This window comes from Neptunicoccus cionae (genome assembly GCF_014643735.1).
GTDB lineage: Bacteria > Pseudomonadota > Alphaproteobacteria > Rhodobacterales > Rhodobacteraceae > Amylibacter > Amylibacter cionae.
Genome location: NZ_BMKA01000004.1, coordinates 190,027 through 202,824, shown reverse-complemented (window position 1 = coordinate 202,824; position 12,798 = coordinate 190,027). Strand labels below are relative to the sequence as shown.

The following is a 12,798-nucleotide window of genomic DNA, read 5'->3' as shown; positions in this document are numbered from 1 at the left end:
GATCCAAACCGACCCTGCATCAACCAAGGCGCAAGCGGATCAGCGATCAAGTTAACCCAGGGAGGATCCGATGAACCGGTTCATTAAAACATCTATCACAGCTTTGGCACTCGCCAGCGCGACAACATTTGCGCAAGCGCAAGAGGTCACCATCCGCGTGCACCACTTCATGTCCGCGAAGGCCCCGCTGCATTCCAAATTCCTCGTGCCATTGGCAGAGCGTCTGGCAGAAGCCAGCGATGGTCGCATCAAGCTTGAGCCCTATGACAGCATGTCCCTTGGCGGACGTCCGGGCGATTTGTTCGACCAGGCCGCAGATGGCGCGGTTGAGGCTGTTCTGACATTGCCAGGCTATACATCGGGCCGGTTCAACCGCACCGAAGTTTTCGAACTGCCCTTCATCATGCAAAACGCTGTGGCCACCTCCAAAGCCTATTACGACATGGTTGAAAGCGAATTGCAGGACGGTGAACTGGCAGACGTTAAGGTCCTGACCGGTTGGGTCCACGGCCCCGGTGTGATCCACTCTGAAGAGCCTATCGCCAAGCTGGAAGATCTTGCTGGTAAAGAAATGCGTGGACCGACCCGTCTGGTAACGGACCTGCTGGGCGAACTCGGTGCAACGCCGGTGGGTATGCCGTTGCCGAAGATCCCTGAGAACATGTCCAAAGGTGTGATCAGCGGCGCGGTTGTGCCTTGGGAAGTGACCCCTTCGATCAAACTGGCCGAACTGGTGAGCAATCACACAGAACTGGGCGGCGATCGCGCGCTTTATACGGCAGTTTTTGTTCTGGCGATGAACTGGGATGTGTATGAAAGCATGCCCGATGATCTGCGCGCCATTCTGGATGCTGAAACCGGCAAGGCGCTGGGTGCGAAAGCGGCACAGGCCATGTTGGATGCGGATGCGTTCGGTCGTTCCAAAGCTGAAGGCAACAACATCGTGCAGCTGGACGAAGCCGAAGTGGCGCGCTGGATTGAAGCGGCCCAACCTGTTTACGATCGCTGGGTTGCCCGTGCGAACGAAGAAGGTTTTGATGGCGCGGCAGCTATTGAACAGGCCAAAAGCCTGATCGCTGAAAACCAGTAAACCGACTTGAACCAAACCTGTCCGGTCCCCGAAGCGGGGGGCCGGACACCCCGAGCGGATATCCCCATGACATTTTATGAACGTACCGAACGCGGCATGACACGGCTTGCGGCTGGACTGGCCCTGCTTGGCGGCATGGGCCTGATTTTTGCGACACTCGTGACTTGCGTTAGCATCCTGCTGAAACTTGGCGGCCGCATTTTTGACAACACGACAGAAACTTTTTCATGGCTGCGCCCGATCCTCGGAGAAGAAGAACTGGTGACCTACGGCGTAGGTTTTGCCCTGTTCGCGGCCCTGCCGTGGGTGATGATCCAGCGCGGGCATATCAAAATCGACCTGTTCGAGCCGGTGTTCGGGAACAGGTTCAACCGCATTCTCGACCTTATCGGTGATGTGATTCTTGCGGCACTTGCCTATCTGATCCTGACCCGCCAGTGGTTCATGCTGTTCTCCAAAGCACGCGGGTCCAAAGAACCGCTCGGCAATCTTCTGTTGCAAGGGGATTTCGCAGGGGCGGCTGACAGGATGCGCACCAGTCAGGAATCCCAAATCCTCGGCCTGCCGCTCTGGCCGACCTATATCGTTGCTGAAATTTGCGTTGCGGTGTTCTTCGTTGTCGCCCTGTTTTGCGTCTGGCGCCGTATTCGCGCGCTGCTCTCTCCCTCTACTACGGAAGTCTGATCCATGCTGGACCTGATCTCAAATGCGCTGACGCCATTCCAAATCGGCATGCTCAGCTTTCCGGTGTTGCTGGTCTTGATCGGCTTTCGGATACCACTTGCGGCGGCGATGTTTATTGTCGGGCTGGTCGGCACCTATCTGGTGGCGGGCAACATGCGGATGATGGACAGCCAGCTGAAGACTTTTGCCTATGGCACACTGACCAATTATTCCCTCTCGATCATTCCTTTGTTCCTGTTGATGAGCGAATTTGCCACGCGGGGCGGGATGTCATCGGCCCTATTCAAAGCCGCCGAAGCGTGGCTGGGCCATCGACGCGGCGGGCTGGCGATGGCCGCGATTGGTGCCTCGGCCGGTTTTGGCGCGGTCTGTGGATCATCCCTTGCCACCGCGTCCAGCATGGGGCGCGTTGCCCTGCCGGAACTGGACCGCGCAGGTTATAGCGGCGCTTTGTCCACCGGCGCACTGGCAGCGGGGGGGACGCTTGGCATCCTGATCCCGCCATCGGTGGTGCTGGTAGTTTACGCCATCCTTGCCGAAGAAAACATTGAGAAACTTTTCACCGCAGCGCTCATTCCGGGCATTCTGGCGATGCTTGGCTATATGGCGACAGTTGCGATTTACACCCGCATGGTGCCGGGCAGCGGGAACAGCCTGCCACGGATGCCATACGGTGATCGGTTCCGCGCCCTTATCGCGGTCTGGCCTGTGGTGGTGATTTTCACACTGGTGATCGGCGGCATTTATACCGGCGCATTTTCCCCCACCGCTGCGGCGGCTGTGGGTGTGGCGGGCACTGCTATTGTGGCCATTTCGAAACGGGCGCTGAACTGGCCTGCAGTGAAAGAGGCGCTTTTGTCCACGGCGCGAACCTCGGGCATGATCTTTTTCATCATCCTTGCCGCAGGGGTGTTCAACTCTTTCCTGTCCTCGGCCCAAGTACCCCAAACACTCGCCGCAGTCTTTCTGGATGCAAGCCTCAGCCCATGGGCGATCCTGATCGGGATGCTGGTGCTTTATGTAGTGCTGGGAACAGTGATGGATTCTCTGGCAATGATCTTTCTGACAGTGCCGATTTTCGTACCGATCATCACGCAACTGGATTTTGGTATACCGCCAGCCGAAGTGGGTATCTGGTTCGGCATTCTGGTGCTGATGTCTGCCGAAATCGGCTTGATCACACCGCCAGTTGGCATGAACCTGTTCGTCATCAATGCGATGGCGAAAAACATCAGCATTCGGGAGACCTATCGCGGGTCATTGCCCTTCGTGGCGTCTGACATCGTCCGGATTGCTATTCTGGTGGCCTTCCCGTCGATCACGATGGTTTTGGTGCGCTGGTTCTACTGAGAAATTGCGCAGGCAGGTTAAGCCCTGCCTGCCGCCAGTGCAAGCCCGTCTGTCACTGCGGTGAAGACTTCAGAAAAACTATGGGTCGCATCGGGGAACTGTGCGTTCATGGCACGGGCCACAACGGACATCAGGCTCGATCCGCCCACATAGATCACCTTGTCAATCTGCGCGTACTTCAGCCCCGCCCGTTTCACTGTGTCCTGTGCTGCAACGCGCAAGGCAGTGTCGTAAGGGGTCAGCAACTCCAACAAAGTTTCGCCCGACAATGGTGCCTTTAGCTGCGGTGCAATTCCGTTTAGCGGGATCGCGGCATCGACCAGCCCTTTGTCCGCACTGATCTTGCCCTGTTCCACCCCGAATGCAATCTCGTGGCCCAGTTCATCCTCAAGCACTTCGGCCAGACGGTTAAGCTTGTCCATCTCCTCTGCCTGCCGCACCATATCGGCGACCATCTTGCGGTTCTGCGCGGTGTAGAGGAACGGAATTTTCTCCCAGGTTGCCAGATCATTATAGATCGCATTGGGCGCAGGTTTGGTGCCAGTCCCCATCACATCGCGCAGCAGGGTCCCCCTGCCAAGTAAAGGCATCACTTGGGCAAAACTTATGTCATGGTCGAAATCCGTACCCCCGATCCGTATCCCGTGATTGGCGAGGATTTCGACCTCTCCGTTACAGGTGCGAAACACCGAAAAATCCGATGTACCGCCGCCAATGTCAACGATCAGTCCGGTCTCGCCGGATTGGTCGAGCGCACCGCTGGCAATGGCGGCGGCTTCGGGTTCGGCCATGAAACTGACATCTTCAAATCCTGCGGCCAGATAACAGGCGCGCAGGTCGGCCTCGGCCTGATCTTCGCGCGGATCATCGCTGCCGTGAAACACCACGGGCCGCCCTGACAGCGCTTTGTCAAATTGCAGACCGGACTCTGACTCTGCGCGGGATTTGATCTCTGCCAGAAATCGTCCGATGATGTCGACAAAACTGATGCGCTCGTTAAACAACTGGCGCTTCTCGTGCATCAGGCTGGTGCCAAGCACCCGTTTCAACGCCCGCATGAACCGCCCTTCCGCCCCCGAAAGCAGGGCCTGATTGGCCGGTTCGCCGATCAACGTCTTGCGGGTTTCAAAGTCAAAGAAGAAGGTTGTGGGCAAGGTGGTGTCGCCCCCGTCCATCGTGATCAGTTGCGGTTTGCCATCGCGGAAATATCCTGCGGCAGAGTTCGACGTGCCGAAATCTATCCCGAGTGTGTGACTGTTCTGGACCATTGCGAAGGCTCCTCTGCTGAGACCGAAGCGGGGGTCTAGGGAGGTTGAAGGGGCAAGTCAAGCAGGGCTGCCCTGCCATCCTCAAAAGGCAAGGTATTGAAAAGCGCAAACCGCGGTCTACCGTTATCGGGACAGTTAAATCAGGCGGCACCCGCGCGATACGGTACGGTTCTGCCAAATCCGGAGAGGGCAATGACACAGGCCGACGCAATAGACACACCACAAACCGCCGCCAGCAAATCCGCAGGCAAAGCCAAAACAGCCGCGCTTTACCGGATGGCGATGCCGGGGCATCTGTGTCCGTTCGGGCTGAAGTCCAAATCCTTGCTGAAACGTAAGGGATATACGGTGGACGATACTCTGTTAACCACCCGCGAAGAGGTAGACGTCTTTAAAGAAGCCCACGGGGTGGAAATCACGCCGATCACCTATATCGACGGTGAACAAGTGGGGGGCTACACTGATCTGAAAGAATTTTTCGGCTACAAGGTCTCGGGCGAAGATGACACGACCTATCAGCCCGTCATCGCGATTTTTGCCTCTACCGCGTTGATGGCATTGGCGATTGTGCTGAACCTTTACGAAGGATTTCCGGTTCTGACCCTGTTTAAGTGGTTCTTTGCCATATCAATGGTGGCTCTGGCGATCCAGAAGCTTCAGGATGTCGAAGGGTTTGTGAACGGGTTCCTAGGCTACGATCTACTCGCCCGCCGCTATGTGCCTTACGGCTATGCCTATCCATTTGCGGAACTCTACGCCGGTATCGGGATGATGGCCCTAATTGGTCGCGACAGTTTCCTGATCTGGCTGGTTGCGCCGGTGGCGTTGTTCATCGGCTTTATTGGCGCGGTGAGCGTGATTAAGGCGGTCTACATTGACCGCCGCGAACTGACGTGCGCTTGCGTTGGGGGTGGCTCGAATGTGCCGCTCGGGGTGATCTCGCTGTCGGAAAATGTGATTATGGTTGGCATGGGACTGTGGATGCTCTTGCCGCAGATTTACGGTTAATTGGGGAAGGAAAAGTCATGCACACTGAAAGGACAGAAGGCGGCTGCTTGTGCGGCGAGGTCCGGATCATCGCCAAAGGGGAGCCGCTGCGCGTGGGGGTGTGTCACTGTCTGTCCTGCCGCAAGCATCATGGCGCCGTGTTTCACGCCTCGGCCATTTTCCCCGACACCGAAGTAGAAGTGCAGGGCGATTACAAATCCTATGAGGGGCGCGCCTTTTGCCCCCAATGCGGTTCCTCAGTCGTCTCCCGTAGCGGCGATGAGATCGAAGTGCACCTCGGCGCTCTCGATACGCCAAACGTATTCAAACCAACCTACGAGCTGTGGTGTTCACGGCGCGAAGACTGGTTGCCCGATTTCCCTGATACAAAATGTTACGCGGAAAACCGGACGGGCGGTGTCTAGCCGTTCTGCAACGCAGAAACCAGTGCCTGACGGAACAACCGGATTGCAGGGGTCGGGTCCTCTTCGCTTCGCGCCATGATGCCGACTGGACCGGCCATCGCTTGGGTGTCAATCGGAAGCTGGATCATCTGCCCCGCCGCTATGTCCCGCGTCACAACGCCCTGACTGATAACCCAAATCGCTTTGGCAGGTCCAAGTGTCATGGAACGACCAAACGAACTCGACACGGTTTCCAGCCGGTTCGGCCAGTCGGTGATCCCTTGTGAAATCAGAAAACGGTCCACCAAGGGGCGAATTGCGGCGTCATTGGGGGGGTAAAGGATCAGGCTATCGCTCAAAGCTTCCAGCCGCGTTTCTTGTGCCAGCGGGTGGTCCGCGGCGGCGGCAAAGACAACCTGTTCGGCATATAGTTGCGTGAAAGACAGACCGGTCATGGTTTCCGGCTGCCCCATCCGCCCCAACACCAGATCAAGCGCACCGGATCGCAACCGTTCCAGCAAGGTCCGAATGCCGCCGTCTTCAACAGTTACAGGGGTGGCAGGGGAAAGTTCCGCAAATTGCAGGATCACATCGGGCAGCAGATCGGCGGCAACACTGGGAAGCGTTCCAATCCGAAGCGGCGTGGCCCGTCCGGCGGACAGGGCATCAAGGCTCGCCAACCCGTGGCTGAGCGCGGCAAGACCCTGTTCGGCAAACTGGCGAAAAACGGCCCCTTCACGGGTCAAACGGATACCACCGCGATCACGGTGCAACAGGGTCACCCCGAGGATATCCTCCAGATCGCGTAGGGTTTTGGAAATCGCCGGTTGGGTCAGCATGATCTGTTCGGATGCGGCCTTCAGGCTGCCCCGACGTACTGTTTCCACAAATGCAGAGAGATGCCGCATTTTAATCTGACGTAACCGGTTACTTTCCATTATCGCAACTAAACCACCTGTTTTATCATTTTTTATACTGCGAAAAGTGTAGTAACAAGGGCCGAATAATCTCGGAGGCGGGTATGAAAACGCAAGTCGCAATTATTGGTGGTGGTCCGTCGGGCCTTTTGCTGTCGCAGCTTCTGGACAAACACGGCATCGACAGCATCGTGTTGGAGCGCAAGACCAAGGATTATGTTCTGGGCCGAATTCGCGCTGGCGTACTGGAACAAGGGCTTGTCAAATTGATGGAGCAGGCGGGTTGCGCCGAAAGAATGCACGCCGAAGGGTATCCCCATGACGGCACGCTGATTTCTTACGGAGATGAACTGTTCCGCGTTGACTTTGCCGCCCTGACCGGAACGCCGGTGATGGTTTACGGCCAAACTGAGGTGACCCGCGATCTGTATGAAGCGCGCGAACGGGCCGGTGGCAAGATTGAGTTTGAAGTAGAGGACGTGGTTATCAATGACGCTGATACCGACACGCCTTTTGTTACCTATTCAGTCGGGGGTGAGAGCCGCCGGATTGATTGCGATTTTGTTGCGGGGTGTGACGGGTTCCACGGTGTCAGCCGCCAGACGATCCCGCTGGATGTGCGCAAGGAATATGAAAAGGTTTACCCCTTCGGCTGGCTTGGCATCCTAAGTGAAACGCCCCCTGTTAACCATGAACTGATCTACTCCAACTCGCAGCGGGGCTTTGCGCTTTGTTCGATGCGGAATGAAAACCTCAGCCGCTATTACATACAGTGTTCGCTAAGCGACAGTCCGGCGGACTGGACGGACGAGGCGTTCTGGATGGAACTGAAACGCCGCCTTCCCAAAGAAACTGCAGATGCGCTGGTGACTGGTCCGTCGATTGAAAAATCTATCGCCCCGCTGCGGTCTTTTGTGACTGAACCGATGCGCTGGGGGCGGTTGTTCCTGTGTGGGGATGCGGCCCATATTGTACCACCCACTGGGGCTAAGGGCCTGAATACGGCGGCGTCTGATGTGAACTATTTGTTCAACGGCTTGCGGGACTATTACGAAAACGGATCGAAGGCAGGCATAAACACCTATTCCGAGAAAGCCCTGAAACGGGTCTGGAAAGCCGAACGCTTTTCGTGGTGGTTCTCTTCTATGATGCACCGCTATCCGGACCAGTCGGAGTTTGATCTGAAAATGCAGATTGCCGATCTGGAGTTTCTGCGCACCAACGAAGCGGCGCAAAAGGCGATGGCGGAAAATTACGTCGGCCTGCCCTACTAAGGAGACCCTGATGAGCACACGTTTTGACACAGGCATGAAAGTGCGCCGCGAGGTTTTGGGCGCAGCCCATGTGGATCGCGCCGAGGCAGCCAAAAGCGAATTTGACGCGCCGTTCCAGACCCTGATTACCGAAGGGGCATGGGGCACGCTTTGGGCGGATGACACCATTTCGCGGCGGGACCGGTCCTTGCTGACGCTGGCTATGCTGGCGGCGATGGGCAACTTTGAGGAGATCCCGATGCACATTCGCGCCACGCAAAATACCGGCGCCAAGCCTGAAGAAGTCATGCAGGCGTTTATGCATGTCGCCGTTTACGCAGGGGTGCCAAAGGCAAACCATGCCATTAAGCTGGCCAAAGAAACCTACAAGGAATTGGGGGTAGACCTATGAGCCCGATCAAACCCACAGGCGGTTTTATCCCAAGGGACCGGAACTGGCAGCCCGATGCCCTGACCCCGCCCTATAAAACCAGTGTGAAACGCAGTCCGCAGGCGGCGCTTCTGTCATTCCCAAGCACACTGTCCGAGGAAACTTCTCCGGTGTTCGGGCATAACATTCTGGGAGAGCTCGATAACGATCTGATCCTGAACTACGCCCAAGCGGGGGAATCCGCTATTGGCCCGCGCATCATCGTGCATGGTCGGGTGCTGGATGAAAACGGGCGCGGCGTACCCGGTGCGCTGGTGGAGTTCTGGCAGGCCAACGCAGGCGGACGTTACCGCCATAAGAAAGAGGCGTATCAGGCCGCGCTAGACCCGAACTTTGGCGGCTGCGGGCGGACCATAACAGCCGAAGACGGCTCTTATGAGTTTCGTACCATTCAGCCCGGACCCTATCCCTGGCCCAACGGTATGAATGACTGGCGTCCTGCCCACATCCATTTCTCGGTTTTTGGTCACGGCTTCGCCCAACGTCTGATCACACAGATGTATTTCGAAGGCGACCCCCATATCAAACTTTGCCCGATCGTTGGCGTGCTAAAAAGTCAGGAGGCCGTAGACGCCCTGACAGCGCTGCTGGACATGAACCGCACCGTGCCAATGGACAGCCGCGCTTTCAAGTTTGACATCGTGCTGCGCGGCCAGCGCCAGACCTATTTCGAAAACCGCAAGGAAGGGCTGTAACCATGACCCAACGGCTCGACTATCTTAAAGAAAGCCCCAGCCAGACCGCCGGTCCCTACGTTCATATCGGTTGCACGCCCAACTTTACCGGCATTGATATTTATGGCGGAGATCTTGGCACTTCGATGAAAACCGGTCCCGTAAAAGGGCAGGAGATCACCATTAGAGGCATCGTTTACGATGGCACCGGCACCCCGATGCGCGATGCAATGATCGAAATCTGGCAACCGGACGCGGCGGGGCTGTTTGCCTCTGCCAATGAAACCCGTGGGCAGGCCGACCCGAATTTTACCGGTTGGGGCCGCTCGCCCGGTGATATGAACACCGGCGAATTTACCTTTGAAACCGTCAAGCCGGGGGCCGTTCCCTTTCCCGACGGTCGGATGCAAGCGCCCCATATTACCGCTTGGATCGTGGCGCGCGGCATCAACCTTGGCCTGCACACCCGTATCTATTTCGCGGATGAACCGGAGGCCAATGCCGCCGATCCGATCCTGACACGGATCGAACACCAAAACCGCATTCCGACCTTGCTGGCAGAAAAGACCGCCGATGGAAGTTACCGGTTCGACGTTCATTTACAAGGTCCGTCCGAGACCATCTTTTTTGATATTTAGAGGCATCATGGAAAACCCCTGCATTATCTGCGTGGCAATCACAGGCTCTCTGCCGACCAAAGCCAACAACCCTGCGGTGCCAGTAACAGTTGCCGAACAGGTTGAATCCACCCAAGAGGCGTTTGAAGCTGGCGCAACAATTTGCCACGCTCATGTGCGCAACGACGATGAAACCCCCTCCGCCGATCCCGAAAAATTTGCGCGGTTGAAGGAAGGTCTGGAAGAACATTGTCCCGGCATGGTCATCCAGTTCTCCACCGGTGGAAGATCCGGTGCGGGTAAAGCACGGGGCGGGATGCTGTCGCTTGCGCCTGATATGGCGTCTTTGTCCGTTGGCTCCAATAACTTCCCGACACGGGTCTACGAAAACCCACCCGAACTGGTAGACTGGCTGGCGTCCGAGATGCTGGAGTATGGTGTTAAGCCCGAAGTGGAAGCGTTTGACCTCAGCCATATCCTCAAAGCGGCTGACATGCACAAAAAGGGTCAAATCAAAGACACGCCTTATGTGCAGTTCGTCATGGGCGTGAAAAACGCCATGCCGGTAGACCGCGAGGTATTCGACTTTTACATCAAAACCGTAAAACGCTTGTTTGGCGAGGATGCGGCGTGGTGTGCGGCGGGGATCGGTGCACAGCAGGTGGTGTTGAACGAATGGGCGATTTCCAGCGGTGGCCATGCCCGCACAGGACTTGAAGATAACGTCCGGCTGGATCGCGACACGCTTGCGCCTTCCAACGCGGCACTGGTGCGCCGTGCAGCAGAGTTTTGTGAGAAATACGAACGCCCTGTCGCCACATGGCAGCAAACGCGTGAAATTCTCGGGCTTTACCAGCCAACCGCCTGATCTTGTGAGCGGGGCCGGATTGCGGCCCCTTCACCTTAATATACGGCCTCATAGGCGGCGCAGCGTTCGGCTTCATCCATATCCTGAACCACGCTCAATTCGCCCCGTTTATGGGACACATAGACCGAGGCGAATTGCTCAGGGAACCAGTCGCACACGGTTTTATTTTCCTCAAACCGCGCTAGCGCTTCTTCCAGTGTCTCGGGCAGCCGGACATAGCCGCGCTCTGCCAGTTCAGCAGCAGGAAGTTCGGACAGGTCCTCTTGTGTTACGGCAGGGGCGGGCAGGTTTTCTTCAATGCCCTGACAGCCTGCGTGAATGATCGCGGCCAGTGCCAGATGGGGCGAAGCAGCCGCATCCGCCGCGCGGTACTCAAAATTATACTGACGGGCGATCTTTTCAGGATCATCCGAAGTTACCGGACAAATACGCACCGACGCTTCACGGTCCCGAAAGCCCAGATTGTTGAAAGCGGCGCTCCACCGGTGGGGGGTGAGGCGCAGATAGGACACAGCCGAAGGCGCGGTCAGCGCGATAATGCTGTCGAGGTATTTGAGAATGCCCGCAATAAATGGCGCCGTGACGTTGGACATGCCTGAAGGCCCGTCCGAATCCCAAGTGGCGGGTGTCCCGTCCGCGCTGGTAAAGCTCATGTGGATGTGGACCCCGTTGCCAACGCCAGCAGTGTCGCGGATCGGGGTGAAGGTCACAGATTCGCTATGGTAACGGGCCGTCATCCGGGTGACTTCGCGCAGGATCACCGCGTCATCGGCAACGCGAACACCTGTGGCGGGGCCGTTGGTTACTTCGTACTGGTTTTCACCGTATTCCTTCATAAACGTATCGGTTTCTAGTCCGCCCTGTTCCAATGCCGCCATCAGGGACTCCCCGAAGGCGCGACGTTGTGAAAAGCCGTTCAGGGTATAGCCTTGCGGTCCCGCAGGCACAGCGCCGTGGAACTGGAACTCATGCTCGAACGCGCCGAGCAAATCAACGCCGCCCACGCGCTTTAAACGCGCAAGAGCCTCCTTCAGGATGGACCGTGTGCAGCAATCCCAAGGGGCGCCGTGCAGGTCGGTAATATCCCCAAGCGCAAACCGCTCCACCGGCGCTTTTTCCCCGAGGTTTAACTCCACCAAGGTTTCGGCATCCGGCTTCAACAGCAAATCCCCAAGCGCGCCAAAAGGTCCGTCAGCGATATGTTCGAAGCAGGTGATCATTACATTTGTCGGGGTCCAGCCGACACCCTTTTTCATCCGGCTGTCGAGCTTTGACAGCGGAAAAGCCTTGCCCCGCGTGATGCCGGCCAGATCCGACGTGGCTGCGAAGACCAGCGGTTCAGATGTTTTCATCGTCTACTCCAAATTCAATGCGATTGGCATCCCATGCCTCGATACGGTCTTTTGTTTTGTCCCAGTTGGATTCAGCTACGCGGGTCACGATCCCTTCCAGCAACGCCATCGCGCCGGTGTAGCAATCCCACAGGGTGCCATTGTCAATCGGCACCGCCAGAACCTCGGTCGCGTGGGTTGCAACGGGTGACATCCACTGGTCCGTTAGCAGAATAATCTGCACATTCCGGTTGCGTTGCGCATTGGCGGCCAGCGGTGTCAGGCTCTTCTGGTAACGCCGGAAGTCGGCGACCAGCAGTATATCGCGGGGGCGCATCCGCAACAGGTATTCCGGCCAGACTTCGGGGTCGGGGGGCAGGTGAAACACCTTGCCCCTGATCTGGCGCAGGTGGCGGGACAGATAAGATGCCAGCGTATCGCTCATCCGGCCACCAATCACATAGACGCTGCGCTTGGGGTCGCTCAGCAGGGTGCAAACCCGTTCGAACTGCACATCCGTGACCGCTTGGGCGGTGCCGTCCACGATCTGGCGCGCCCGTTCCATGAACCCTGTCAGATAGGCCCCTTCCACCGGAACACTGGTTTTTTGCAGATCAACGGGAGAGCGCTGACCGTCTTTCAGTTCGCCGATCAACTGGCGCTGGAATTCCTGATACCCTGAAAACCCCAGCTTGGAGACAAAACGCGAGATGGTCGGAGAGGATGTTTGCGTCTTCTGCGCCAGCTCTTGTATCGGTTGGAGACCGGCAAACGGATAGTCCACCAGCAAGCTTGCGCTCAGCCGCCGCTCGGTTGCGGTAAACTCCGCTGACATGCCTTCTAAGCGGCTTTTTACATCCATCCTCGTGTCCTTCTGCCCCCTGTTTGAGGAAGCCTGCGGTCT

The 12,798-nt window shown here is 57.2% G+C and carries 14 protein-coding genes; 10 read left to right on the top strand and 4 right to left on the bottom strand.

Annotated elements, in window-relative coordinates:
- The first annotated feature begins 70 nt into the window (after positions 1–70).
- From IEX10_RS14915 to IEX10_RS14905, 3 genes are all read left to right on the top strand, one after another.
- A complete protein-coding gene (locus IEX10_RS14915) occupies positions 71–1,090 on the top strand; it encodes a TRAP transporter substrate-binding protein (protein ID WP_188676998.1) in 1,020 nt (339 codons plus the stop codon).
- Positions 1,091–1,156: 66 nt separating this feature from the next.
- Positions 1,157–1,774, top strand: coding sequence for a TRAP transporter small permease (locus IEX10_RS14910; protein WP_188676995.1), 618 nt, complete (start codon positions 1,157–1,159; stop codon positions 1,772–1,774).
- Between the two features lie 27 nt (positions 1,775–1,801).
- A complete protein-coding gene (locus IEX10_RS14905; RefSeq protein ID WP_188677386.1) occupies positions 1,802–3,124 on the top strand; it encodes a TRAP transporter large permease in 1,323 nt (440 codons plus the stop codon).
- 17 nt (positions 3,125–3,141) lie between these two features.
- On the opposite strand, the gene IEX10_RS14900 is transcribed toward IEX10_RS14905, so the two are convergent.
- Positions 3,142–4,392 (bottom strand): Hsp70 family protein, encoded by a 1,251-nt coding sequence (locus tag IEX10_RS14900; protein WP_188676992.1) that lies wholly within the window; start codon positions 4,390–4,392, stop codon positions 3,142–3,144.
- A gap of 192 nt (positions 4,393–4,584) precedes the next feature.
- On the opposite strand from IEX10_RS14900, the gene IEX10_RS14895 reads away from it, so the two are divergent.
- Positions 4,585–5,400 carry a MauE/DoxX family redox-associated membrane protein gene (locus tag IEX10_RS14895; RefSeq protein WP_188676989.1) on the top strand — a complete coding sequence of 272 codons (816 nt, stop codon included), beginning with the start codon at positions 4,585–4,587 and terminating at the stop codon, positions 5,398–5,400.
- 17 nt (positions 5,401–5,417) lie between these two features.
- Complete coding sequence (locus tag IEX10_RS14890; RefSeq protein ID WP_188676986.1) at positions 5,418–5,804, top strand: GFA family protein; 387 nt, start codon at positions 5,418–5,420, stop codon at positions 5,802–5,804.
- Here the strand turns inward: IEX10_RS14890 and pcaQ are convergent.
- Positions 5,801–6,691, bottom strand: a complete 891-nt coding sequence (gene pcaQ / locus IEX10_RS14885) for a pca operon transcription factor PcaQ (protein WP_229678575.1) — start codon at positions 6,689–6,691, stop codon at positions 5,801–5,803. The two genes, IEX10_RS14890 and pcaQ, sit on opposite strands and share 4 nt — an antisense overlap.
- Positions 6,692–6,804: 113 nt before the next feature.
- On the opposite strand from pcaQ, the gene pobA reads away from it, so the two are divergent.
- From pobA to IEX10_RS14860, 5 genes are read left to right on the top strand one after another with little or no spacing between them, the layout of a single operon-like run.
- Positions 6,805–7,974 (top strand): 4-hydroxybenzoate 3-monooxygenase, encoded by a 1,170-nt coding sequence (gene pobA / locus IEX10_RS14880; RefSeq protein ID WP_188676981.1) that lies wholly within the window; start codon positions 6,805–6,807, stop codon positions 7,972–7,974.
- Between the two features lie 10 nt (positions 7,975–7,984).
- Positions 7,985–8,365 (top strand): 4-carboxymuconolactone decarboxylase, encoded by a 381-nt coding sequence (pcaC, locus tag IEX10_RS14875; protein ID WP_188676978.1) that lies wholly within the window; start codon positions 7,985–7,987, stop codon positions 8,363–8,365.
- On the top strand, positions 8,362–9,099 hold the full coding sequence (gene pcaH, locus IEX10_RS14870) for a protocatechuate 3,4-dioxygenase subunit beta (RefSeq protein ID WP_188676975.1): 738 nt from the start codon (positions 8,362–8,364) through the stop codon (positions 9,097–9,099). Before pcaC ends, pcaH begins: the two co-directional genes overlap by 4 nt.
- Before the next feature lie 2 nt (positions 9,100–9,101).
- Entirely contained in the window at positions 9,102–9,716 is a 615-nt protein-coding gene (gene pcaG / locus IEX10_RS14865) for a protocatechuate 3,4-dioxygenase subunit alpha (protein ID WP_188676972.1), read from the top strand.
- Between the two features lie 7 nt (positions 9,717–9,723).
- Positions 9,724–10,563 (top strand): 3-oxoadipate:acetyl-CoA acetyltransferase, encoded by an 840-nt coding sequence (locus tag IEX10_RS14860; RefSeq protein WP_188676969.1) that lies wholly within the window; start codon positions 9,724–9,726, stop codon positions 10,561–10,563.
- A gap of 35 nt (positions 10,564–10,598) precedes the next feature.
- Here the strand turns inward: IEX10_RS14860 and IEX10_RS14855 are convergent, their stop codons facing one another.
- Positions 10,599–11,915 (bottom strand): type I glutamate--ammonia ligase, encoded by a 1,317-nt coding sequence (locus IEX10_RS14855; protein WP_188676966.1) that lies wholly within the window; start codon positions 11,913–11,915, stop codon positions 10,599–10,601.
- A complete protein-coding gene (locus IEX10_RS14850) occupies positions 11,902–12,756 on the bottom strand; it encodes a MurR/RpiR family transcriptional regulator (RefSeq protein WP_188676963.1) in 855 nt (284 codons plus the stop codon). Before IEX10_RS14850 ends, IEX10_RS14855 begins: the two co-directional genes overlap by 14 nt.
- Positions 12,757–12,798: the final 42 nt, after the last annotated feature.